Genomic DNA, 23,699 nt, shown 5'->3' on the forward strand with positions numbered 1-23,699 from the left:
CCTCATTTTCCTCAAATCCCTTCCTACTCTTGTTTGTATTTTTAGAGATGCCCTTTACATAGTTTAAAACTAGTATATCCATCAAACGATTGTCTTAAAAAATATGATGAAATTGTTTCTAAATATAATTTATTGATTTTAAATAATCACAGACAAAATCAACAACTAACCCAACTCCGCGATTGGCTGCTACCGATGCTCATGAACGGACAAGTCAGCATTAAGTAACCTTCAGCAGTTGAGATCCCCGACTTTTTCTATAAAATCAGAGACAACCTATGTCAAGCACAAAAAAAGTCGGGGATCTAGATATCAGAAATTAACCCAAATTTGCGATCGCCTGTTGATGAAGATATCGAACTTACACCTTTGATGAATATTTGGCGATGGAAGAACTCGCCACTGAAAAGCATGAATATAAAAATGGGGAAATTGTCAGCATGACAGGTGGGACAACAGACCATTGATTGCTCAGACGATTCCAGGGTATGAAAAAATTGGCGAAATTGACGAAACCAAAGCTGAGTTTACGATTGACGGTAGAATCTTCCATAAGCCTGAATTTGCCACACCCACGGGGAAGGCACAGATGTTTGTAACCCCAATTCCAAAACTCACCTTGCCAAGTCTAGATGAGTTTGGATTGCCCAGTACTACTAAGGGAATTGTGTTGGTGTTAGGAACGGGGCGCAGTTATGCCCAGCATAATACAGTCGTGTACAAGCAGGGTGATTATTATCGGGGGATGCCTCACCGCAACTGCATTTTGATGAATGCCATGGATGCTCGATCTGCAAATTTCCACGAACATCAAAGGGTCACTGTACTGGGAAATGTGGGCAAACTGGAGCAGGTCGAGATTATCTACGGGCAAATTCGCCAAGGCTCGGCATTGATGTTCTATCCAGAGGTGAATGTAATTTTTAGCGCTCCGATTGACGATCGCTGCGGCACGCCAGCCTTTAAGCGCGTTCCTGTAGCAATCTATCATTGAGATTCGCTGATTACACAGATATAAGATTACACAGATATAAGATTTTCCAATGCTGCTTGCATTTCAAGTGGGTTGGTTGTGGTCGTACCAAATTGACGCACGACAATGCTTGCTGCCAAGTTCCCCAACACGGTGGCTTGCCAAAACGATCCGCCAGAAACTAAAGCCAGTGTCAGTGCTGCTACAACCGTATCCCCCGCACCAGTAACATCAAACACTTGGGTACGATTGAAAGCTGGTACATCTTCTCTCGTCCCCTCTTGGCTAAATAGACTCATGCCATCTTCGCCGCGTGTAATTAGAATCTGTTTGGCATGGGTGAGCGCCAGCAAGTCTCTAGCTGCCGTTGACAGATTCTCTTTGATGTCATAACCGACGGCAAGTTCGGCTTCAGGAAGATTTGGGGTAAAGATGGTTGCACCTTGATAGCGATCCAGATCTTTTTGCGCATCTACAACCACAAGAGCGTGCTTTAATGCCGCTGCAATCACGGAGGCAGTCATTACCCCTTCACCATAATCCGAGCAAACGACAGCATCAACTTCTGGCAGGCGAGAAGCGATCGCTTCCACCAATAGGGCTTGAATTTCCTCGCTGGGCGGAAGATCGGACTTGCGATCGATGCGCACAATTTGCTGCGTGACAGACTGGCGAGCATGACCAGAAACGCGGGTTTTGGTGACTGTGGGTCGCGAGCGATCGACAATCACGCCAGATGTATCGATACCCGCATCCTCAAAAATGCCACGCAACGCTACACCCTGAAGGTCGTCACCCACCAAACCCACAGCAATCACTTTTGCGCCAAGTTTCGCTAAGTTATACACGGCATTGGCTCCGCCCCCCGGAACTTGCTTGGTTCCCTCATGACGAATGATGAGGACTGGGGCTTCACGGGAGATCCGTTCCACTTGCCCTGTAAGAAATTCATCAAGGGTGAGGTCGCCGATCACTAAAATACGAGCTCGATCGAAGCGATCGAGCAAGCCCAACAGGTCAGGCACTGAATCGGTTAACCTTGTTTGAAACGTAGGATCGAGCATGATAAGAGGTAATTACTTAGCGTGAATGGGGATCGACCTTGTTCTTATTCACCTAAAAATCCCCCTTATAAAGGGGGACTAGGGGATCGGATACTAGTTTTGAAAATAGTGAGGAATTTTACGTATCCTCTCAGCTCGACTAGCGTAGTTTTATGGGTTTAGAGGTTCCAGAAATGCTGGGTGCGAGATCTTCAGCAGGCTTCTCTGCCTCTTCTTTTTGTTGTTTGAGCTTCTCTTGGAGAGGCACAAATTTAGAGATGGGTTGCTGAACCTGCTGAGGTGGAGCTAGGTGGGGCTTGGGTTGTACGGGCTGGGTATTCTCCTTTTTGCTATATCTTTCTAGAATGGATTGCTTGTGAGATGGGCTTGTCGAAGGAGAAGGTTGCACGACTGGAGCTTCCTTTGCTTTAACTGCTTTGGGAGCCTGTGTGGGTTCAACCTTAGGCTCATCCTTTACAGCAGATGGTTGAGGCTTAGAAACAGGAGCTTCTTGCTTCTTGGGTTCTACTGCTTTAGGAGTTTCTTTGGGTCTAAATCTGTCAAAGAACGAGGGCTTTGAGGTTGGACTTTCCGTGGGAGAAGGTTGGACGACGGGAGCTTCCTTTACCTTAACTTCTTGCTTTGGATCCTGTTTAGACTCAGCTTTTGGCTCAGCTTTGGGTTCAACCTTTGGTTCGACCTGTTTGGACTCAACTTTAGGCTCAACTTTTGGTTCAGATTTCGGCTCGACTTTAGAGTCCGCTTTGGGCTCATCCTTGACAACAGGTGGCTGCGGCTTAGCAATCGGTTCTTTCTTAACAACAGGTGGTTGGGGCTTAGAAACAGGAACTTCCTTGCTCTCGATCGCTTTGTTAAAATCTGTGACCGCTGGGGCTTTTTTAGGAGAAGAAAAAGAAGGAATAAATCTACGCTTTTTCGCTTCAGGCTTTTTCACCTCTGGTTCCGTTAGCTTGTCACTAGGCGCAGGAGTTACCACAGGTGGCACAACCACGGGAGGAACGACAACTGGCTCGCTCGTTGGTAATGGAGCAGGCTCTGGTTTCACTTCAGCCTTAGGTTCAGCTTTAGGTTCTGGCTTAGCTTCAGCTTTGGGCTCTGGCTTAACTTCAGCTTTAGGCTCTGGTTTAGCTTCGGCTTTAGGCTCTGGCTTAGCTTCAGGCTTCACTTCAGGCTTCACTTCAGCTTTGGGCTCTGGGGTGCTAGCTGGTGCTGGCGCAACGGAGGGGGCAGCGATCGCTGGAACTACTGGTGCTACTGGTACGACCACAGGCTCAACGGGTGGAGCAGGGGGCACGTAGTTTGGATCGACAATTTTTTCGATACTGGCGATCGCTTCGCCACGCATCAATCTGGCTAAAGTATCTGACCCATTGGGTTGATAGTTGATCGCATGGGCAGAGCTATTAAACGTATTGGGGATCAATTTGCCCGTGCTGTCTAGGAGTTCTAACTTTACCCAGTTCTTGCCTGGTTTAAAGCCCTTGAGGTAAATCGGTTGCCACTGGTCAAAGGTAAAGCTCTGACCGTTGAGGGTGGCACGAATTTGCCAATCGGAGACAGTGTCGTCCTCTAGAGCCACTAAATGCAGTGGGGCATTTTTCAAGTAAAAGTCCAACATAATGGGCTCTGCGCCGTAAGTCCCAACGGGGCGGCTATAGGTCAGCAGAGGTACTTGAGGGCTGGGTGTGTTTTCGCCAGTCTTGGTGAAAACGTGAAAAGTGGTTTGGGCATAGGCTCCCTCATTCTTAAAGCTTTCATGCCATGGACGCGAGGCAAAGGCACGAATTGTATGGGTTCCTGGGAGAAGATTCTCGAAGGTAACTGCTTGGTTTAGGTCATACAAGGCTTTGTATTCTTGACCATCGAGCGCGACATGAACGTGGGGGCCAAGACCAAAGGTTGCATTTTTAAAAATGGGTAAATCTTTGACATCAAACTTAACCGTTACTGTAGTGCTGTCAAGAACGGTATCGGGTTTGGGGCTAACGATCGCCACCTGTGGCTCATAGCGATCTAAAAATCGGCTGAGTCGTTGAATTTCAATTGGCGGTGATACTTCTGTCACCCCTGCGCCCTGCACTGTGGACTTTTTGACATTACTGGGTTTGTCACCACCACAGGCTGTCAAATAGAAACACAACGCGATCGCAAAGGCTAGCGAGAACAGTTTTTGCCAATTCGATCTGGGTTTGGAGGGAGGTTGAGAATTAGTTCTTTGGTGTTGCTGTAGTCTTTGCTTTGCGATCGCCCACATAAAACCTGCCTTAAATCTCAAAATCTACATACCGCAATATACCGAAAAACGGTTGCAAACCCACTAAAATATCGAGAGTGTAATGAAAGAAAACAGTCGAGCAGCAAAATTTATGACTAGTGTGAACCGTTTACCCCTTGCTCTGTCTCATGCTTTTAAGAATCGTAGTGCCTTAAAAATTATTAGTGGGCTACAAAATTTCGATCCGACATCGGTGCGGATGGTGACGCAAGCGGCTACCTATGGGGATGCCACGTTTGTCGATATTGCCGCTGATGCCAATCTTGTTAATATTGCGAAAACCTACGGCGATCTACCTGTATGCGTGTCTGCGGTCGATCCCGCTGCCTTAGCTGCTGCCGTTGCCGTTGGCGCCGATCTGGTCGAGCTAGGCAACTATGACAGTTTTTACCCACAGGGTCGCTTATTTACTGCCGATGAAATCATCGAGCTAACCAAGCAAACCAGAGCTTTGCTCCCCAATATTGCCCTGTCTGTAACCGTGCCCCACACATTACCCCTAGACCAGCAAGTTAGCCTTGCCGAACAGTTGGTTGCCTGTGGCGCTGACATCATTCAAACCGAGGGTGGCACGAGCAGCGCTCCTACCCACAGCGGCACACTAGGACTCATCGAAAAGGCAACACCAACCTTAGCGGCTGCCTATGCCATCAGTCGTGCGGTTTCTGTACCTGTGCTCTGTGCCTCTGGTTTGTCGAATGTGACTGCACCGATGGCGATCGCAAGTGGAGCATCAGGTGTTGGTGTTGGCTCAGCCGTAAATCAACTCACCGATGAAATTTCGATGATTGCGGTTGTACGCAGTCTGCGCGAAGCCTTAGCGATGAATTTGGCAGCGATTCCCTTCGGGATGCGTTCCGCCGAAATTTAATTGTTTTTACGCTTTTTTAATATTTTCTAGGTTAGTTTCATTTATGAAAATTAACCTAGAATTATTCCTTCTCTATATCCCAAATTCTTTGTACTAGATATTTGTCAAACACTGCATCACAACTGACTATCAAGAAATTGCATGGCAATCTCCCAAATGGAAATAATGCTTACGTAGGCATTACTAGCCTGTTCAATTTTCTGCTTGATATTTGGAATTAACTTGGTGTCATCATTCAAAAACCACAGTAATGTATGCGTATCTAGCAACATTTACATATAGTCCTTCATGTCTTCTAGTGGCGCATCAAAATCATCAGCCATCCAAATTTTACCTTTTAGTAATCCTGCCTGACGTTTTTTGGAAGGGGTTTGCGTCTGAACAATAGCGTGAGAATTACTTTGAGAATGTTTGTTAATTAGATATTCTGCATAATCTAAAACCGCGACTTTTATCTCTTTAGGCATGATCGTGATCGCTCGGAAAAGCTCTGTATCTAAAGCATCTATGTTTTGAGGCTTATGGTTGTTGTCAATGCGTTGCACCATTGCTTTTGTTCCTTGATTGACGCTCGACTAAAAACATTATAGCAACCTTAGTTTTGTTGATAGGTTAGCGCGTCACGAGGAAGTGTGAATTTAACCAAGTGGATCGGTTATATCAGTACGAAAGCCGAAATCGCCCAGAGTAAGCAACGGCAATTGTCTCGGTGGATGAATAATCCCCGCATTGATCCAACTAAACTCTATAGTCCAGTCATCAAAGCTTTCTTAGCGAAAAGAGTTTATAACCTGTTTTCTCCTCTTCGGAAATCGCATCCTGTTGACCGCGTAAATAGAGATCGAATCGAGAATTGGGCGTATAGAGAGATTTTGTGAAGGTAGCGATCGCATCTTTGATGTTCTCACCCGTAATTCCATTGTTGGCGATCTTAAAGTCTCAGAATTCTGACAACTTTGTAAAAATAAAACCATCAGACCTCAAATTCCGATCGCCAAGATCGACCATTGTTTAAGTGCGCGCGGTTTTATTTGGAATATTTTCATGTAAAACAACGTTGAGGTTTTCCGTTATTGAACTTCCCAATCTTTCATAACAAGAAATAATCAGATAAATCTAGCTGAGCTTCCCATGGAGCGAATGTAAATATTCTTCATATTGTAGGAAGTTATGGAACTTCTACAAAACCCAAGCGATTTAGGATTGCTATACCATGCGATCGCGCTGAATCTAGTGTAGCTTCACTGGTTGGCTCATTCTGTAAAACTCGATTTGCCCAACCAAGAATAATTAATTCAAAGTTTCATATTAAATCTAAGATTAATGAAATACGCTGTAGTAATCTTAAGCATTGAAAATGCTCTATGTATTTACCGTATTTACCGTAAAATCTATCGAGGAGTCTTGAAGTCATGAATAGTAGTGGAAATGAGCAATTAGATGCCATTTTGCAAAGAGACTATGAAGTCAATATTGAAAAATATTTTCGCAAGGGTTGGGAGGTGTTACAACCATGCTTCCTACCTATGATTGGATTTATCCTTGTAGTTTTCCTGATTAACTTAGTCTTAGCTTTTATTCCAATCTTAGGATCGATGGCCTCTTCCTTGATTAGTGCTCCTTTGGCAGCAGGCTATACTTTTGTGGTTTTGGCAATCTTGAGAGGACGCTCTTTTGAATTTAATGATTTTTTTAAAGGGCTGACCAATAAATACTTCTTGCAGTTATTTCTGATCTCTTTGGTCGGTGGTCTCTTAATTTTTGTAGGAATGATTTGCTTATTGATTCCTGGTATCTATTTAGCTGTTTCCTATACTTTTGCGATTCAGTTTGCCGTCGATTGGGATTTAGAGTTTTGGCAAGCTTTAGAAACGAGTCGCGCATTTGTGACAAAACAATGGCTTCAAGTATTTATATTAACTTTAGCCCTTGGTGCATTAAATTTTGTAGGTTTGTTATGTCTGGGAATTGGCATTTTTGTAACTGCTCCTCTGAGTATTTGCATTGTTATCTCTGCCTATGACGATCTAGCTGGCAACAAAGCTAACGGATCGACTAGATCTGCCTAATTGCGTTTCTATGATTGACTTGAGTAAGAAATTTTCATAAATAGATTTCTTGAGTTTCTCAGTTTGTAAGGATCGACGTGGCTAAATTTGATGGAAGTTCTCTTTTGTTTCCTAAAACTTACTGAAACTAGGAACTTATCTTTGACGATTTAGCCACGGTTCTGAGAACGGAACAATCATGTCATAATCAAGGTCAAGATGCCTTGAATTTCATGAGACCCTATGTCAAAGTTTCGTTCCTACACTAGTTTCTTTATCCGTTCGTTAGCAATATCAGGAGCTGTTTTTACCGCCTTATCGATCGGTTTTCTAGTCCCGCCAACTCTTTACTCCCCGATCGCCGATCGCGCTGAAGCTCAAGGTAAGCCCACTGCTACAGACTTTATCAAACAGGGACGTCAACTGTGGCAAAGCAAAAATATTACAGGGGCGATCGAAGCCTACCGCCGCGCTGCCGAGCTAGAGCCTAAAAATGCCCGCATTCAAATGAGTATTGGCTATTTGCTTACTCAGAAAAAAGACTACTCAGGGGCGATCGCTGCCTTAGAAACTGCCACCCGCCTCGATCCCAAAAGCTCAAGTGCCTATACGGGGTTAGGGTTTGTCTATACGAGATTGCAACAATATCCCCAAGCGATCGCTGCCTATCGTCGTGCCGTTGAGTTAGATCCTAAAAATCTTGACGCACAGCAGAGCATTGCCTATATTCTCACCGAGCGCAAAGACTTTGATGGGGCGGCGCGGGTGTATCGCCAAATTATCGCCACATCCCCCAAAGAGATTAAGGCATACCTAAATTTGGGCTATATTCTCCAGCAAAAGGGTGACTTTAGAGGTGCGATCGATATCTATAACCAAGCCGATCGGGTTGCCCCGCTTAATGCCGATGTTTGGTTTGCCCTTGGTAGCCTATTAGCCAAGCAAAATCGCTATGACGAAGCGATCGCCAAATATCAACGGGCGTTAGAAATTAATCCGCGCCATGCCGAGTCTAACTTAGCGATGGGGTTAGTGTTTCAAAAGCAAGGTCGCTATAACGAAGCGATCGCGGCAATGCGAAAAGCTGCGGCTGCAAAACCCAATTCGGTAGACATTCAGATGGCGATCGCTGATATTTATCTTCAGCAAAATTCGATATCGAGTGCGATTGTGGCGTACCGACGGATTTTAGAGAACGATCCTGATAGTGGCATTGCTTATTTGGCGTTAGGGCAGGCTTTAGCCAAACAGGAACGGACTGAAGAAGCCAGAAAAGCCTTAGAACGGGCTGAAACGCTTTTTAATCGTCAGGGTGACTCTGAGTCCCTCGCAAAGGTACGCACAGCGTTAGAAGGGTTAAAGAAATGAATGCCAGTCAACCTTCCGAGCCAAGTTCTCTAGAAACTTCCGACCAACCTCTGCTCGCAGTCAAAGAGATCGTAGCTGGGTATGTCGATGGAGTAGATATTCTCCAAGGCGTCAATCTGATCGTGAAGAAGGGCGAACTGATTGCCGTGATCGGGGCAAATGGGGCAGGAAAGTCTACCTTAGCAAAAATGGTGTTTGGTTTGGTTCCCGTGCGATCGGGGGAAGTCACGTTTGCGGGTCAAGCGATCGCAGGCTTAAAGCCCGAACAAATTGTGCGTCTGGGTATAAGCTATGTACCGCAGATTGCTAATGTCTTTCCGTCGCTCAGCGTGTCAGAAAATCTAGATATGGGCGCCTATCTCTCAACGGGCGATCTCAAGCAACTCAAGCAAAAGATCTACGACACATTTCCCACCCTAGCAAAACGCCACAATCAAAAGGCGGGAACCCTTTCTGGTGGGGAACGACAGATGTTAGCGATGGGGCGTGCCCTGATGCTAGAACCAAGACTGCTCATTTTAGATGAACCCTCGGCGGCACTGTCGCCGCTTTTGGTGCAAGATATTTTCGATCTGATCCAAAGCATTAATGCGGCAGGAACGTCCATTATTCTGGTAGAGCAAAATGCCCGTAAGGCTTTAGCGATTGCCGATCGCGGTTATGTGCTCGATACAGGACGCGATCGATTTGAGGGCAAAGGTAGCGACCTCTTGAACGATCCCAAAGTTGCCGAATTATATTTAGGCGTGGGAAATATTGGCAAAACCGTCAAAATAGATCAAGCTAGTTGATTGAAGCAGTCGATCAAAATATCGGAAAGAGGATTTTCAAGCGCCATGACACAACCCAAGATCTTAGTCACAGGTGGAGCAGGCTATATCGGTTCCCATGCGGTGCTTGCTTTGCAGCAGTTCGGTTATGAGGTGTTAATTCTTGATAATTTGGTCTACGGACATCGAGATCTGGTTGAAACAGCACTCCATGCCAAGCTGATTGTGGGAGATACTAACGATCGCGCCCTTTTGGATCGTCTGTTTGCTGACCATGCGATCGCAGCCGTGATGCACTTTGCGGCTTTTGCCTATGTCGGTGAATCTGTAACCGAGCCTGACAAATACTATCGCAATAATGTGGTAGGAACCCTGACCCTCTTAGAGGCGATGGTTGCCGCCAAAATCCCCTATTTTGTGTTCTCTTCCACCTGTGCTACCTATGGCGTGCCATCGCAGGTTCCCATTCCCGAGGATCATCCGCAAAATCCGATCAATCCTTACGGCATGACCAAATTAATGGTAGAACAGATTCTCAAGGATTTTGACCGTGCCTATGGGCTGAGGTCAGTGGTCTTTCGTTATTTCAATGCCGCAGGCGCCGATCCCCAAGGCAGACTGGGTGAAGATCATCAGCCTGAAACTCATCTCATTCCCCTCGTTCTATTGGCAGCTTTAGGTAAAAGAGCCTCGATTTCCGTATTTGGTTCAGATTATCCAACCCCTGATGGTACCTGCATTCGAGACTATATTCATGTTACCGATTTAGCAGAGGCACATGTCTTGGGTCTGAAACATTTATTCCAAAATGGAACCAGCGAAACCTTTAATCTCGGTAATGGCAACGGTTTTTCGGTTAAGGAAGTGATTGAGGTGGCGAAACAGGTCACGGGTAGAGAGATTAAGGCGATTATGTGCGAACGCCGCGAGGGCGATCCACCTGCTTTGGTGGGAAGTGGTGAGAAAGCCAAAAATATGCTGGGTTGGAATCCTCAGTATGCCGATCTAGAGCAAATTCTCAAGCATGCTTGGCAATGGCATCAGCACCGACATGGCTAGTTTTGTGGCATTTGAGAATCTCACGCTGTTGTCAATTGGAATTGGCGTAAAAAGATAGAAGGGAATTGTCTCGATGAGAAGTATTTGGCGTTTTTTTCGACACTCGCTTCAACATCCCTTGGGCGATCGCAATCTAGGCTTGTCTGCCTTTATGTTAGGAATTGGTGTCTTGCCTTTTTTAGGGTTTGGAGCTACTTCCTTCCCAGATGCACAATTCTATTCTCTTTCAGAGATCTTGCAACAGGAATTTTTGCATAATACAGTTCAAAACTACCTGATTGCCTTGGGAACCTTGTTGTTGGGTATTGTGGCAATTCGAGCATTTGAAGCGATCGCGCTCCCACGCTTTAAACGCTGGGCGATCGCAACGGAAATAAAAGTCGATGAAGCTGTCATTGCCTTTGTGGAGAAATCCGCCCTGCCAATTTTTTATGGTGGGTTAATCTATCTCAGTCTCAAGGGATTACTGTTACATCCCACCTTAAATCGTCTTGTAGATATCTTTGGCGTTTCCCTATTTACCTTTCTCGCGATTCGGATCTCTAATATCCTGCTTGAGAATGCCGTCAGGTACTATTGGCTCAAAAGAAGGGGCGAAAAGATTCAGGACGAGGGGTTTAGTCTTCTCTTCCCTTCTGTTCGCGTTGTGGTTTGGACGATTGGTGTCATCTTTTTTCTAGAGAATATTGGGCTAAATCTTTCGGCAGTTGTTGCCAGTTTGGGCATTGGGGGCGTTGCGATCGCGCTGGCTTCTAAAGGGGTTTTACAAGATCTGTTTAGCTACTATTCCATTTTGCTCGATCGCCCTTTCGAGATTGGCGATTTGATTGTGGTGGGCGAATTTTCAGGCACAGTTGAGAGTGTAGGCATTAAAACCACGCGCATTAAAAGCGTCAGTGGCGAGCAACTGATCTTTTCTAATACGGACCTCACCTCTTCGAGATTAAAAAACTTTAAGAGAATGGAACGGCGGCGTGCTGCTTTTGTAATCCGCGTTTCCTACAATACTGACTTGGCCAAGTTGCGCGAAATCCCCGCGATCGTTAAAAATATTATCGAAGCGATCGAGCATACAAGCTTCGATCGCGCGCATTTCAGTAGTTATGGGGAATTTAGTTTAAATTTTGATGTGGTCTATTACGTTCTAAGTAATGATTACAAAAAATATATGAATATTCAAGAGCAAATTAACCTTGCAATTCATATAGAATTTAACCAAAGAGGCATCGAGTTTGCTTATCAGCATGACATGGATTCCCAGAGGGGTAAACCTACTGCTAAGCTAGAATAATGAGGAATTAAGCTAGATTTCGTTAATCTCCACAGGCAATGTTTGTTTAATATCGGGATCGCATAGGATGAACCAACACAGACAAAAAAAACGTCACCAAACAATTTTGATTGTTGATGATACCCCTGCAAATCTGCGTTTGGTCTCATCTGTACTTACCAACCAAGGTTACATCGTGCGATGTTTAACCAGTGGGAAAATGGCTTTGGCTAGTGCCAAGGCAGATCCGCCAGACTTAATTTTGCTCGATGTCAATATGCCTGATATGAGTGGCTATGATGTTTGTCGAAAACTCAAGTCAGAGCCGCCCACTGCCAATATTCCTGTAATTTTTATCAGTGCGCTAGACGAGGTTCTAGATCGAATCCAAGGGTTCGTTGTAGGTGGAGCTGACTATATTTTAAAGCCTTTCCAAATTGCAGAGGTTTTAGCGAGGGTTGAAGCTCAGCTAAGTCTTTATCAGGCCCAAAAACAACTTCAAGCCCGAAATACCCAATTACAAAATCAGGTAAGTACACAAGCCTCCGTAGCCGAAGAATTGCAACGAAATAACCAGAAACTTTTGGAGCTCGCTCGTCTAGATAGTTTGACGCAAGTATCCAATCGGCGTTATTTTGATGCCTACCTTAGAATGCAGTGGCAAGAGTTAGGAGAGCAGCAGCAGCCACTATCTCTAATCATGTGTGGGGTTGACTTTTTTAAAGAGTTAAATGAGTACTACGGCTATTATGAAGGTGATAATTGCTTGCAAAAAGTAGCGGCGGCAATTCAATCTGTTGTAGACAATCCCCATGCCCTCGTTGCTCGTTATGGTGGCGCTGAGTTTGCTGTGATTCTTCCGAATGCTGATGCTGATAATGCTGTTTATCTAGCCGAACTGATGCGTATGCATGTCAATGAGCTAAAACTCGTCCATGAAAGCTCTTCGGTCAGTAAGTATGTGACCATCAGCGTAGGCGTTATGGGATTTGTCCCAGTACCTGGAGCGACACCAGCGATCATGATTACAGGTGCAAGCTATGCCCTTGAAGAAGCGAAGTTTGCAGGGCATAATTGCATCTATAAAGTTGGCTAAAGAAAAGTTGGCTAAAGAAATCAGGCTAGAGAACTCTAAGGAAAATAGCTCTGTGAAATGTATCGCGTCGTCTAGCCTTTCCAAAAGCAACAGAGCGCTACCAAAGCTAATTACTTGATATATGCCACGGCGTGAAGCCAAATAATTGTTTTGACTGACCCTGTACCACTCTCAATGCAGATACAGTTGTCATCGATCCATAACACCTTGCCATTGATATCATCACCTGTAAGTAGCTTGACTTCTACATCGCTTTTTTCTCTGATGATGCCTTGGATACGGCGAATGCTAGGTAAAGAAGTATTAAATTCTGACATAGACGCGACGGGTGCTTGATGGGGGGTACTCATAGTTTTAGGTTTTGTTGCTAGTTGTTATGGACCAATCGTTCAGTGCTAGTAGCGTGGGAATATTCTCTATTTATCCCTTGGCGATAACCGCTAGCCGCTAATTTAAACCTAATTCTAGCTTGAGAAGTTCAATTGACTCACTAGCAATATAATTTTCGCAAAAGATTGCCTCTACTGGTCGAATACGCTCGTGTTTTGTAGCCGCGATCGCCTCTTTTAGTTCCGCTTTGCCTGAATGTCCCGTAATAATCAAATTTGCACTGCGGGCAATGGTTTGCAGGCGATAGGTGTCTTGGGGCAAAGCCGAGACAACCAACAAGTCATCCCCACGCAAACTATGAATTAAGCTCTCTGCTAGCCTTAAGATCCCAGTACTGATTGAAACCAAGCCGACATAAGAGCCCATGGGTAAGTTGCGAATGAGGTTGATCTCACGACTATAGGTGTAAATATCTACAGCAATTACTCGAACCTGATGATTGCCCACGGCTTGGCAAGTTGGCTCTAAAAAATAACGATTGGTCACAACTGTACCCGCTGTCGCATGTTCCAAAACTTTATCCAAATCCTCCACAGCCACAGTCTGAACGGGCACTGCCAGAGCCGTTTCTAATTCTCCTGCCATCACCTGTGCGACCCCAGGATCTTCACGTCCAGAAGCAACAAGGAGTTGAGCGTTACATCTCAGCCGCCAATCAATCTCAGTTAGTAAAAGATCCCTTACCTGCGATAACGAGCATCCCAAACTCACGATCTTGTCAATACTTTGGCGCACGCTTTGTTGCAAGGTTGGAATTGGAATACCCGAGTCCCCTGTAGGTTTTGTGGTTGGTAGGCTAACGTAAATTCCAGAGCCCCCTCTAGCTTCGACAAGCCCAGCATGCTTAAGCTGCTGATAGACCTTGTTAATCGTATTGCGGTGTAGCCCAGTCCAATTGGCAAGTTGGCGCGTACTAGGGAGTTGATGCCCCGGCGTATACTGACGCGTGGTGATTGCAAAACTAATCTGGTCAAATAGTTGTGTAGATGCGGGAATCTCGCTATCGGCTTTAATAAAAAACTGCACCATATGCACGATTCAATCCTATTCAGAAGGTTTCGATCTAGACAACTACTAAGTACAAGAATGCCTCGCCTCTATACCTAGTACTTCCGATGCATTCTTTAGGATTCGCAGAGAAGCCCACACTATCGATGCTTACAGGCTCAGTGATGGGGGTTATCACCTATCCAGAAATATCATCCCACTAAAGAGTTGAAAGCAATTATCCCACAGGCTGGGTTTATGCCGTAGTAGGTCTATGTGATGCTCAATCTCTTTTAATGTTTCGGAATATGCCATTGCCATATCGGCAAAAGGGGTGAAATCATTGTGAACTGGAACTTCGGGGAATGATTGCTCCACCCATTGCATCAAAGCTACCCATCGCTCTTGGACTGTGGGGGCAAGATGATCTAGCGATTTTTTAACCTGTAACTGCATGCCTCGATCGAACTTGTAATGGTTGTCATGAAAGCGCAGAATGCAATTTCGCTCTGGAATGTGAAAATCGCAAAATCTCACCCGATCTAAAATCTGATCTTTCCATACGAGTTTGTGTTTGGCATCTACCGTGACCACTTGCCCAAAGGTGGGAATGATGCCTTCGACTCTCGCTTTGACCTCATCTAGACGAAAGGCGATCGCACCATCATTATGAATCGCATGCACTTGATGAATACTGGGCAACTCAAAGTAGTCAATGTTATAAACAGCGATTTTGGCGATCGCATCTAAACTTACCGCTCTAGCAGGAATATCAATGCTGTTGAGTTCCTCGGCATACACCTGCATTTCTGCCACAGTTCCCGTACGAAGAATTTTGAGATTGCGGCTAGGTAACTTAAATTTAGCCGAGTAAAGATCGAGCCGAAAAATGCGTGCAAACTTCTCCACAATGCGATCGCGGACTTCTGGAGCGATCGGTCTTACAGCCAGTAACCCTTGGCTTTCTCCCCCCAATATTCCTAGGGCTTTAGCAATTCGATCTTTGCGTTGTTTAATCTCAGCGTCTTCGATCGCTTTCAGTCCTTGGCGAGCTTGGTTGAGCAATTTGGACTGAGTTTGCGACCTTAAAAGATTCCGATAAATTGTTTCAGCCTTTTCAGGTTTGCCTGTGGCATCATAAAAACGGGCAAGCAAGACCTGTAGCTGCAAATCATCAGGGTAATCTTTGAGTAATTGCTTTAAGGTGACAGAGGCAGCGGAGAACTGTTTTTGAGCAAATTGACTCTCGAATGCAGCTACAAGATCTTGCATAGGTAGTTTGAAAACACAGACATTTTTATGTCATGTTACTAGATTTCAAACGTAAGGCGCGGCAGAATGCGCATCAAATCTCTAGAAACGCCAGCCGAGTCCAGTTTGGAGAGAGGTTGCAGTTGTCCCAGGGGCGTTGCGATAGGCATCAAAGGCAAATAGAACGTTGCCGAAAATTACTAGGTTACTATTTGGGACAGAGTAGTCAATCCCTGGTTGCAAAACAAAGCTATTTTTATTACCGACAGGGGTGGTATCGATCGTGTTGGCTAGAGAAATGCCTGCACCCAAGTAAACATCAGCATCAAAGTTTAGGGGTACATCAAACGAGACAGTAGGTACAACAGCAGTACTATTGCCAATGAGCACTTGGGTGCGCAGGGAAATTGGCACTTCTAGGAACTTGTATCTGCCAGAAAGTAATAGAGATGTTTTAGAACCTTCTCCAAAGGCTGTGTTGCCATTGCTTAAACCAAAACCAGCCCCAACGCCCAAATAGCTGCCATAGGCGGGTTGTGCTTGGCTAGGTTGCGCTGCAAGCACTGTCACACAACCCAATATTCCTAAACCACTGACCAGCTTGAATAGATTTTTGTTCACGGATATCACTTCCTTCTTTTTGTGTGAGTGAGCCACTGAAAGCGCAGCGACTTGATAGGACGAGATGATACCAGACACTGTGACTTTTGATCTATAGATTTTCGATGGATTTAAAAAAATTCATACAAATACTTCTAAAGGCAGAGTTAAATCACCATAAAACTGGCTGCGCGATCAGAAATTCAGCCAGTTCTGCGGGTGGAACTGGTCGATTAAATAGGTATCCTTGCATTTCATGACAACCGAACGATCGCAACAACTCCATTTGCTCTTTAGTCTCTATTCCTTCTGCAATTACATTCAACTTGAGTTTATGCGCTAGGGTAATGATAGATATCGCGATCGCTTGATCGTACAGGTTCTCGGTAATATCTCGGACAAACGATTGATCGATTTTCAACACATTGATCGGCAGAGACTTGAGATAACTGAGCGAAGAATACCCCGTACCAAAGTCGTCAATGGAGAGGCTGATTCCCATATCTCGTAGCCTTCTCAGTCTAGTGACACTCTCTTCTATATCTTCCATCACTATACTCTCTGTCAATTCCAGATCTAAAAAGTGAGGGTCAAACCCAGTTTCTTCGAGGATCTGAGACAATTTTTCGATAAAATCCTTTTGCCGAAATTGACGTAATGACAGATTGACCCCCAGTCGCAAAGGAGGAAGTCCTGCCAACTGCCAAGCATGGCTCTGCGCGCAAACCTGCCTGAGCAGCCAATAACCAATGGAAACAATTAATCCAGTCTCTTCAGCAAGGGGGATAAACTGACTGGGGGGTAGGAGTCCTAAAGTATGGTGCTGCCACCGCATTAATGCTTCTACACCGACAACCTTCCCAAGTTCCAAATTTACCTGTGGTTGATAGTAAACCAACAATTCATCATTCTCGATCGCCTTGCACAAGCGATTTTCCATAGATAATCGCTTGAAGGTATTTTCATGCATAACTGACTTATAAAGCTGACAGTTATTGCGACCGTTGCCTTTAGCACGGTACATGGCAACATCAGCATTTTTCATCAATGTGTCTACGTCTTTACCATCAAAAGGATAGAGGCTAATTCCCATGCTGGTACTGATATGCAGTTCGTGGCCATCACAGATAAAAGGAGGTTCGAGAATTTTTGTAACCTTTTGTGCCACCTTGAGGGCTTGCTCTGGTGAAGTCACATGACGCAAAACTAAAATAAACTCGTCGCCTCCCCATCTTGCGAGTAAGTCATCTTTGGGTAAGTAGTGCACGAGTCGATCGCATACAGCTTTTAGGAGCATATCGCCCGTACTATGACCGAGAGAATCATTGATCAGCTTAAATCGATCTAGGTCAAAAAATATCACGGCAATTTGCTCTGCTGTTCGCTCTGCTTGAGCTAATGCCAGATTTAAGAATTCATTCATATATTGGCGGTTTGGCAACCCTGTGAGCGAATCATGGGATGCCTGATATTCAATGATTTCTTGCGATCGCTTCCGTTCTGTAATGTCAGCTACATAGATGCGAATCAAATCGCTACATTGAATAAAGTGGACAAATTGCTCGATTACCCTTTCATTAATTTCCACCTCGCGCACAAAAAAATCTTGGTTACCATTTTGTAGGCTGGTCGCTCTGGACAATAAACCTTGTAGCGTGGGGTGTTGAGAACCTAAGGTATCAATATTGGGGAACTGTTGCATCGCCGCAGGATTTAGGTAGGTGATGTCTCCTTCAAGATCGATTTCAATAATGGGGTTGGGATTTAGTTCCGGAATCGATGCCAACCGAGACATGACTTCATCGTTAATAACGGCTAATTCATCGTTAAAAACAGCCAGTTCATTCTCAGAAATTGCGATCGTGGCATCATCACTGGGCACAGATGCCTCGGTAAAGTTAGAAGCTACTTGATAAAGTGCTTTTGTGTCTTTACTAAAAACAATCTCATCTCCATGGGCCAAAAGATGTGAAAGCTTACGTTTGCCATTAATCAAGATGCCATTTTTACTACGTTCACCCTGTAAATTGCCATCAATAATCCGAAAGAGTTGAATTGACTTTTTAGGCATAGGCACGCGTTGCAGCGTAGCGTGCTGACGGGAAACTAAATTAGAGTAAAGTACAATCCCGTTGGAAGGATTGCGACCAATGGAATAGCTTGTGGAGTTTAGTAAAATCCTACGTACCCCTTGGATATCTTCAACCAGTAAAAATTGATAGAGTTGCTTGTCTTCTAGTAGGGTAATGTCCTCTTTATGTGGCACTTGCAAAACCTCTCTAACACCCAGTCTCAAGCTTGGATTATCTAACATTAAATCATTCTTAGATGGATTGCCTTATACATTCGTCATTGCTTATTGTTTCATGAAGGCTTATTTGAGGGAGTTCAATTAGGCCTGTTTGGCTGATTGGTAGCGATCGCCATAAATCGTTTTCTCATCTGCCGCAAATTCAATTTGGTATATAGTTCTCGTGGTTGTTCGTAATTTTAGTGGTTATTCGTTATTAATATGTTGTGATAATTTTCAACCTTAGTTTAGTTCCTAAAATTTGTTTGTATTTTATCTATATTTTACTTATATACACAGAAAGTTTTTAACTTGTGACTTTGTAGAATGTTTTTTCTTTACCTAGACATTTTTACCGAGCGTGTTTACCGAGCCTGTGGTTTAAAGTCTAAGTAAATCAAAATATTTCCTAGGCCTGTATGTGTATTACTGAATAGCCCAAAAATGCCAAATAGCTAAAAAATGCCAAAGATTGAGTAAATCTAAATCTTGAGTCTACATTACGACCTTATACATCGCTCTTAGTAAGAATTTCAGTGTTTTGACTGTGACACTAAGATCTTTGCGCTAACTAACACAGTTAGCAGGAATAACAAAATCAATAGCAAGTATCTTACAGGGCTATATTATATCAACCGACGAAACCGAAACAATCCCTCAGATCTTTAAAATTTTGCTTAGGCTCCTACAGGTCTGAAATCGCGATCGCAGTCCTATTTCTTCACAGGATTGAGCCCTAAGAAAGAGTCAGATTGTAATTTTTCAGGGGTCTGAGAGTAGGCAATTACCATGCCACCAAGGGTATCTAAGATCTTTGTGACTTGAGGTGGCACCTGTGATTCCGAGAAGGTTTCACTGAGGCTAGCAAAACCTAAAACGACCAGTCGAGCTACTCCTTGGGTGTTTACAAAGAAATAACCAAAGTTAGGCTTAGGCATGTTTGCGATCGCAACTTTAAACATCTCTGACTGAGCAAGAGAAGAACTTGAGGGAACGATCAGGGTCGAGATCGGTGCAATTCCCGTAGCAAGGACGAGCGTATGTTTATCCTTCCAGCCATAGGCAAACACACTTTGAGAGGCTGCCTTGTGTTCGGGGTCATTGACCTCCCAACTGGTCACCTGCACACCACCAACTTGACGCTTGGAGACTGAGAGTGTGCCATCCGCTAAACTAAGAATCTGCTTCTCAATTTTGGCAATGGCAGCATTTGCCGCTGAAGGGTTTGAGGTTTGAATCACACTCCCTACCGCTAAATTGATGTCAAATGCTTTAAATAGTCCGCGATCGCTCGGAAAAAGAACCATGGCATACTCACCATCGATCCAAGGGGCAATATCTCGATCTATATCTACGCCAAACGTAGCGGTTAAGGCTTGACGCATGCTCGCGTAAAGAAACCCAAAAGAGGGCTGCCATTTAATTTCTTCCTTGAGCCACTGCCATTGGTGCGTAAAGTTTTGGCTGGAAATAGAAACATAGCTATTGGCTGGTAAAAGCGATAAAATCCGATCGCTTTTACCAATCGCAGGTTTGAGCGTATGGGGTTTTGTATAGTAGGTGTTACTTTGACTGTGTAATCCTTGAGGGGATACCCAGGTATATAGATCGAAACTGGCATATTCATCTGCCGATCTACGCAGTCCTCTCAAAAGATCCTCTTCACTATATCCAAATGGATTAGGAGGCTCAATTTCTGCTTTGGGTTTGGATTCGACTTCTGGTTTACTTGGTTTGATCAGATTTGCTTCAACCATTTGAAGGATGAGCTTGTTGTCACCATAGCCAGCCAATAGCGATCGCTGCCATAGAGGATTCTTGACGGTGCGTTGAAATAGAGGGTTCTCTGTTAGAGGGATAAGATTTGCCTGAGCATCAATCAGTTTTTCGATCGGTTGCCGCGAACCGCTGACTACAAGATATCCATTGGGGAATGTTGCCAGAACTGCTCCATTCTCGCTAAATCCAAAGATATCCAATTTCAGAGAATCGGGAAATCCATTATCTTCTTCGTTATCATCGATATCCTGTTCGCATTTTAGATTTTGATTGTGCGTAAGCTTATTGAGGAACTGTTTGAGCGGTTTCTTGGAACAGGTTTTTAGAGCAGTTATATGAGAAGGATCGTCCGCTTCCCATTCTAAAATCCGCACACCCTTATATTCTGAAGCATTTGGTTTCTGTTTGTGATTTGCGATCGCCTTCGCGATAAAAGCTTCATATTTAGCACCATTGGTAATGGGCATCAAAACCATCAGCTCAAAGTCTTTTTTGTTGGGTGCTTGAGATACGGCAATCACAATGCGATCGCCAAGCCAAGGCTGAATATCCTGTTTAAAGGTCATACCCTTAGGCAATTGGTTCAACTTCGCGATCGCCTCTAAAGCTTTAATCCCAAATGGGTTGAAGCGATCGGCTTCGTCCCACAGTTGAGGATTTACATTCAAAACAGCGATGCTGAGAAGATCGGAAGGAAGGATTTTGGCTGCAGCAAGGGGTTCTTGCTCTGAAGCCGTTTGAGCAATGGGCGAAAATTGATTGGCAAGAACTTCAGGCGTAAGTGAAGCATTAACCGCACTCCGAGAGGGTTTAGCAGGTACGGTTGATTGAACTGTGACGGCACTTGCTGTATGAGGGGCTGGAACTGCATTTCTAGGCTGCCCCACTGAAGAAGAAAAACCTACACCCAAAAAAGCTAGCAATGCCAAATTAAATAGATTAACCAAGCCTATGTACCTCTTATAAACAGGAGTGACTTTGGAGTTTATTTTAGTAACTTATGCAATAAAACTAGCGTTCTACACCATTATTCAAGATTTCAAAGTAAAGAGGAATGTAACCAGACTTAAGATTACCCTCTTCTCTTGCTTGAGCTAGATTACCCCGAATTACCCGATTTGTGTGCACGCTAAAGATTTCGTAGCGATCGCCATCAAATACATAGTCCGCCACATCTGTATATTCCTCGCCCTTGATGAGTTGCCAGCGATCGTCTACGTAGGCAAAATGATAATCTGCCGAGTTAGGATTGGCAGATGGGCGATCGACAAGCGCTGAGATCGTTGCCGTGTAGGTATCTGAAACTTTGCTAGGAGGATCGATCTTGCTTTCGATCTGACGGTAGAAACAGTTTTCGTTATAGCAAAAGCGTAGCTTTTTCATAGCAACTTTGATCTTGTCGATGCCCTCAACCAACTGGTTGGGATTTGTCGATCCGCTAGTTGCTCCACCGTCAGATACCTCTGCGGACATCTCTGCGAATTGAGGTGCGGGGACAGTCTCAGCCCAACTAGGTACAGTCCAGTCTAAGCTCAGCTCACCAATCCCCAAACAAATTACTAGCAATACGATCGCAAAAAAATGTTTGATGCCAATCATGAATTTATCCCAGAGAGTAGGGAGATCGGTAAAACGGCGGCGATCGCTTGAGGCATGGCATCGCGAATAGAGGTACGAATTGCACCCAAGGCAGCATTCCATAACTTGCCGGGTTCGAGATCGACACGAATTAATTGCCACAGGCGTTGGATCTCATCAGTGTGCAAGCGATCGTCTTCCGTCAAGGCTAAGATGATGCGCCGACGCAAAAACTCGCCTTCTTGGGACATGAGAAACTGTAAGCCCATTTTGGCAGTGGGTACAAGGTCAAAGTTGTCATCTGACTTGGCGATCGCAATCAGATTTTCTAACCGCGCCCATTGGAACTTATCGTCTTTAAACAGAACTTCTAACAAGCGTTTGCGTAGGCTTTCGGACTCGTCTGTGAGCAAACGTCTTGCCACATAGGGATAGGCAACCTGTACGATTTTAAAGTCAGGGTTGAGACTGAGGGCAACGCCTTCTTGGGTAATTACCGAGCGGATGATGAGGGCAAATTTTGCAGGCAGGCTAAAGGGATATTCGTACATCAGACCAGAAAAGCGATCGGTGACGACCTTAAAGTTAAAGTCGCTCACTTTCTCAGTCATAATGTCACCCAAAACCGACTCAAGTGCCTTCACAATCGACTTCATATCGACATGGGGTTGTAAAAAGCCTAAGTTGACATAATCTTGCCCCAACTGATCGTAATCTTTGTTGATTAAATGCACAACGGAATCTACTAACTGCTCTTTAGTGTTGAGATCGAGCTGATCCATCATGCCAAAGTCGATATATGCCATCCGCCCATCGTAGGTAGCAAATAGGTTGCCTGGGTGAGGGTCGGCATGGAAAAAGCCAAACTCTAGCAATTGCCGCAACCCAGACATCACACCAATTCTTACCAACGCATCGGTATTGAGTCCCGCCGCTTGAATTTTGTCAATTTCTGTGAGCTTAATGCCGTCGATCCACTCAAGGGTTAAAACGCAATTGGTACTGTAATCCCAAAAAATAGAGGGAACCTTAACATTCGGATCGTCCTTAAAATAGCCTGCGAACCGCTCAGCGTTTCTGGCTTCATTGACATAATCGATTTCTTCAAATAGCTTGATGCCAAACTCATCCACGATCGCATCTAGGTTATTGCCCAAGTTAAGCGGCAACATCGTTCCAAACCAAGTAGCAAACCAGCGCAGAATAAATAAATCTAGCGTCAAGATTGGCAGAAGATTTGGTCTTTGGACTTTAATCGCAACTTCTTCACCAGAATGTAACGTCGCTTTATAAACCTGTCCCAAACTTGCCGCCGCCACAGGTTCCTCAGAAACCCATGCATAAACCTCTGTAACGGGCTTACCCAGTTCTCGCTGCACGATGTCAAATGCTTGAGGCGTTGAAAATGGGGGCAGTTTGTCTTGCAGTTTGGTTAGCTCGACTAAAAAGTCTTGGCGCACGAGGTCAGGACGTGTAGAGAGTGCCTGCCCCACCTTAATATAGGTTGGTCCTAGGGTCGTAATGATGCGGCGTAGCTGTTCGGCTCGTTTGGGTTGGCTCTTGTTTTTGTCTTGCCATCGATCCCAAGCGCATCCTAAAAGAAAGCCGAAGAACATGTAGGTGACGCTGATCAGTCTCCATGCCACTTGCCAAGGACGGGGTTTGTAGTAGTTTGCGATCGCGATCGGATCGTAATTTCTTAAGCTTTCAAGAGGATGTCGATTCACTTTGCTAGATCCCTCTTTCATCACAATTTATATAGCCTAACTATTTTTAGTTTATTAAAATCTATTAAGTATAGTATACGAAACTACAAACTAATCTGCAAAGCTTAAGGAATTAATCAAGCTTAACTGAGGTTTTACCTTTATCCTGATAGTAATGAGTTCCAAAATTAGATCCTACTGAACCTGTGGAGAAAGATTTTGAATGAGCTTAGGGAATAGTTGCTCTCAGATAGATTCTATTCCCCTCGTCATCATAGAGATAGGTAAACGTTCCATCTGACTGCAAACGATTATTCGCCGTCG

Annotated in this window: 20 protein-coding genes and 2 pseudogenes; 9 read left to right on the forward strand and 13 right to left on the reverse strand. The window is 44.6% G+C overall.

All coding sequences use genetic code 11. The features are described 5' to 3' along the window. Positions 1-386: 386 nt before the first annotated feature. Positions 387-464 (forward strand): annotated as a pseudogene (locus tag V2H45_RS25650) (Uma2 family endonuclease); the annotation flags it as partial. After that, positions 458-994: pseudogene (locus V2H45_RS17190) on the forward strand (molybdopterin dinucleotide binding domain-containing protein); the annotation flags it as partial. The pseudogenes V2H45_RS25650 and V2H45_RS17190, both read left to right, overlap by 7 nt. A 26-nt stretch (positions 995-1,020) precedes the next feature. On the opposite strand, the gene V2H45_RS17195 reads toward V2H45_RS17190, so the two are convergent. Further along, a complete protein-coding gene (locus V2H45_RS17195; RefSeq protein ID WP_330484894.1) occupies positions 1,021-2,037 on the reverse strand; it encodes a bifunctional heptose 7-phosphate kinase/heptose 1-phosphate adenyltransferase in 1,017 nt (338 codons plus the stop codon). Between the two features lie 139 nt (positions 2,038-2,176). Continuing rightward, positions 2,177-4,291, reverse strand: coding sequence for a hypothetical protein (locus tag V2H45_RS17200; protein WP_330484895.1), 2,115 nt, complete (start codon positions 4,289-4,291; stop codon positions 2,177-2,179). Between the two features lie 82 nt (positions 4,292-4,373). On the opposite strand from V2H45_RS17200, the gene V2H45_RS17205 reads away from it, so the two are divergent. Further along, positions 4,374-5,183 (forward strand): DUF561 domain-containing protein, encoded by an 810-nt coding sequence (locus tag V2H45_RS17205; RefSeq protein WP_330484896.1) that lies wholly within the window; start codon positions 4,374-4,376, stop codon positions 5,181-5,183. Between the two features lie 116 nt (positions 5,184-5,299). Here V2H45_RS17205 and V2H45_RS17210 read toward each other — a convergent pair whose 3' ends face one another. From V2H45_RS17210 to V2H45_RS25655, 3 genes are all read right to left on the reverse strand, one after another. Further along, positions 5,300-5,455: a PIN domain-containing protein gene (locus V2H45_RS17210; protein WP_330484897.1), complete on the reverse strand. Its 156-nt coding sequence runs from the start codon at positions 5,453-5,455 to the stop codon at positions 5,300-5,302. Further along, complete coding sequence (gene vapB / locus V2H45_RS17215) at positions 5,456-5,731, reverse strand: type II toxin-antitoxin system VapB family antitoxin (RefSeq protein ID WP_330484898.1); 276 nt, start codon at positions 5,729-5,731, stop codon at positions 5,456-5,458. Positions 5,732-5,942: 211 nt separating this feature from the next. Then, positions 5,943-6,113 carry a cytochrome c peroxidase gene (locus V2H45_RS25655; RefSeq protein WP_408648812.1) on the reverse strand — a complete coding sequence of 57 codons (171 nt, stop codon included), beginning with the start codon at positions 6,111-6,113 and terminating at the stop codon, positions 5,943-5,945. Between the two features lie 482 nt (positions 6,114-6,595). Between V2H45_RS25655 and V2H45_RS17220 the strand changes: the two genes are divergently transcribed. The 6 genes from V2H45_RS17220 (at position 6,596) to V2H45_RS17245 (ending at position 12,794) form a co-directional block, all read left to right on the forward strand. After that, positions 6,596-7,252, forward strand: coding sequence for a hypothetical protein (locus tag V2H45_RS17220; protein WP_330484899.1), 657 nt, complete (start codon positions 6,596-6,598; stop codon positions 7,250-7,252). A 222-nt stretch (positions 7,253-7,474) separates the two neighbouring features. After that, positions 7,475-8,599 (forward strand): tetratricopeptide repeat protein, encoded by a 1,125-nt coding sequence (locus V2H45_RS17225; protein ID WP_330484900.1) that lies wholly within the window; start codon positions 7,475-7,477, stop codon positions 8,597-8,599. Beyond that, entirely contained in the window at positions 8,596-9,390 is a 795-nt protein-coding gene (locus tag V2H45_RS17230; protein WP_330484901.1) for an ABC transporter ATP-binding protein, read from the forward strand. Before V2H45_RS17225 ends, V2H45_RS17230 begins: the two co-directional genes overlap by 4 nt. 45 nt (positions 9,391-9,435) lie before the next feature. Then, complete coding sequence (gene galE, locus V2H45_RS17235; protein ID WP_330484902.1) at positions 9,436-10,428, forward strand: UDP-glucose 4-epimerase GalE; 993 nt, start codon at positions 9,436-9,438, stop codon at positions 10,426-10,428. 73 nt (positions 10,429-10,501) lie between these two features. Then, on the forward strand, positions 10,502-11,719 hold the full coding sequence (locus V2H45_RS17240; RefSeq protein ID WP_330484903.1) for a mechanosensitive ion channel family protein: 1,218 nt from the start codon (positions 10,502-10,504) through the stop codon (positions 11,717-11,719). 67 nt (positions 11,720-11,786) lie between these two features. After that, on the forward strand, positions 11,787-12,794 hold the full coding sequence (locus V2H45_RS17245; protein ID WP_330484904.1) for a diguanylate cyclase domain-containing protein: 1,008 nt from the start codon (positions 11,787-11,789) through the stop codon (positions 12,792-12,794). 110 nt (positions 12,795-12,904) lie between these two features. Here V2H45_RS17245 and V2H45_RS17250 read toward each other — a convergent pair whose 3' ends face one another. The 8 genes from V2H45_RS17250 to V2H45_RS17285 form a co-directional block, all read right to left on the reverse strand. Continuing rightward, positions 12,905-13,144, reverse strand: a complete 240-nt coding sequence (locus V2H45_RS17250) for an Hfq-related RNA-binding protein (RefSeq protein WP_330484905.1) — start codon at positions 13,142-13,144, stop codon at positions 12,905-12,907. 97 nt (positions 13,145-13,241) lie between these two features. Continuing rightward, the gene (locus V2H45_RS17255; protein ID WP_330484906.1) at positions 13,242-14,213 is read right to left on the reverse strand and encodes a GntR family transcriptional regulator; all 972 of its coding nucleotides are present in this window, start codon (positions 14,211-14,213) and stop codon (positions 13,242-13,244) included. A gap of 153 nt (positions 14,214-14,366) precedes the next feature. Beyond that, positions 14,367-15,443 carry a tetratricopeptide repeat protein gene (locus V2H45_RS17260; RefSeq protein WP_330484907.1) on the reverse strand — a complete coding sequence of 359 codons (1,077 nt, stop codon included), beginning with the start codon at positions 15,441-15,443 and terminating at the stop codon, positions 14,367-14,369. An 81-nt stretch (positions 15,444-15,524) separates the two neighbouring features. After that, positions 15,525-16,043, reverse strand: coding sequence for a hypothetical protein (locus tag V2H45_RS17265; RefSeq protein WP_330484908.1), 519 nt, complete (start codon positions 16,041-16,043; stop codon positions 15,525-15,527). Positions 16,044-16,194: 151 nt separating this feature from the next. Beyond that, the gene (locus tag V2H45_RS17270; RefSeq protein WP_330484909.1) at positions 16,195-18,336 is read right to left on the reverse strand and encodes an EAL domain-containing protein; all 2,142 of its coding nucleotides are present in this window, start codon (positions 18,334-18,336) and stop codon (positions 16,195-16,197) included. Positions 18,337-19,025: 689 nt separating this feature from the next. After that, entirely contained in the window at positions 19,026-21,038 is a 2,013-nt protein-coding gene (locus tag V2H45_RS17275) for a DUF3352 domain-containing protein (protein WP_330484910.1), read from the reverse strand. Positions 21,039-21,102: 64 nt separating this feature from the next. Further along, positions 21,103-21,690, reverse strand: coding sequence for a hypothetical protein (locus V2H45_RS17280; protein ID WP_330484911.1), 588 nt, complete (start codon positions 21,688-21,690; stop codon positions 21,103-21,105). After that, a complete protein-coding gene (locus V2H45_RS17285; protein ID WP_330484912.1) occupies positions 21,687-23,396 on the reverse strand; it encodes an ABC1 kinase family protein in 1,710 nt (569 codons plus the stop codon). The genes V2H45_RS17280 and V2H45_RS17285 overlap by 4 nt, the downstream gene beginning before the upstream one ends. Positions 23,397-23,699: the final 303 nt, after the last annotated feature.

The sequence above is a fragment of the Tumidithrix elongata BACA0141 genome (assembly GCF_036349135.1).
GTDB classification, from domain to species: Bacteria; Cyanobacteriota; Cyanobacteriia; order Pseudanabaenales; family Pseudanabaenaceae; genus Tumidithrix; species Tumidithrix elongata.

Coding starts and splice junctions, on each gene's coding strand:
- V2H45_RS17195 (WP_330484894.1), bottom strand. CDS start 2,037: ATGCTCGATCCTACGTTTCAAACAAGGTTAACCGATTCAGTGCCTGAC.
- V2H45_RS17200 (WP_330484895.1), bottom strand. CDS start 4,291: ATGTGGGCGATCGCAAAGCAAAGACTACAGCAACACCAAAGAACTAAT.
- V2H45_RS17205 (WP_330484896.1), top strand. CDS start 4,374: ATGAAAGAAAACAGTCGAGCAGCAAAATTTATGACTAGTGTGAACCGT.
- V2H45_RS17210 (WP_330484897.1), bottom strand. CDS start 5,455: ATGTTGCTAGATACGCATACATTACTGTGGTTTTTGAATGATGACACC.
- vapB (WP_330484898.1), bottom strand. CDS start 5,731: ATGGTGCAACGCATTGACAACAACCATAAGCCTCAAAACATAGATGCT.
- V2H45_RS17220 (WP_330484899.1), top strand. CDS start 6,596: ATGAATAGTAGTGGAAATGAGCAATTAGATGCCATTTTGCAAAGAGAC.
- V2H45_RS17225 (WP_330484900.1), top strand. CDS start 7,475: ATGTCAAAGTTTCGTTCCTACACTAGTTTCTTTATCCGTTCGTTAGCA.
- V2H45_RS17230 (WP_330484901.1), top strand. CDS start 8,596: ATGAATGCCAGTCAACCTTCCGAGCCAAGTTCTCTAGAAACTTCCGAC.
- galE (WP_330484902.1), top strand. CDS start 9,436: ATGACACAACCCAAGATCTTAGTCACAGGTGGAGCAGGCTATATCGGT.
- V2H45_RS17240 (WP_330484903.1), top strand. CDS start 10,502: ATGAGAAGTATTTGGCGTTTTTTTCGACACTCGCTTCAACATCCCTTG.
- V2H45_RS17245 (WP_330484904.1), top strand. CDS start 11,787: ATGAACCAACACAGACAAAAAAAACGTCACCAAACAATTTTGATTGTT.
- V2H45_RS17250 (WP_330484905.1), bottom strand. CDS start 13,144: ATGAGTACCCCCCATCAAGCACCCGTCGCGTCTATGTCAGAATTTAAT.
- V2H45_RS17255 (WP_330484906.1), bottom strand. CDS start 14,213: ATGGTGCAGTTTTTTATTAAAGCCGATAGCGAGATTCCCGCATCTACA.
- V2H45_RS17260 (WP_330484907.1), bottom strand. CDS start 15,443: ATGCAAGATCTTGTAGCTGCATTCGAGAGTCAATTTGCTCAAAAACAG.
- V2H45_RS17270 (WP_330484909.1), bottom strand. CDS start 18,336: ATGTTAGATAATCCAAGCTTGAGACTGGGTGTTAGAGAGGTTTTGCAA.
- V2H45_RS17280 (WP_330484911.1), bottom strand. CDS start 21,690: ATGATTGGCATCAAACATTTTTTTGCGATCGTATTGCTAGTAATTTGT.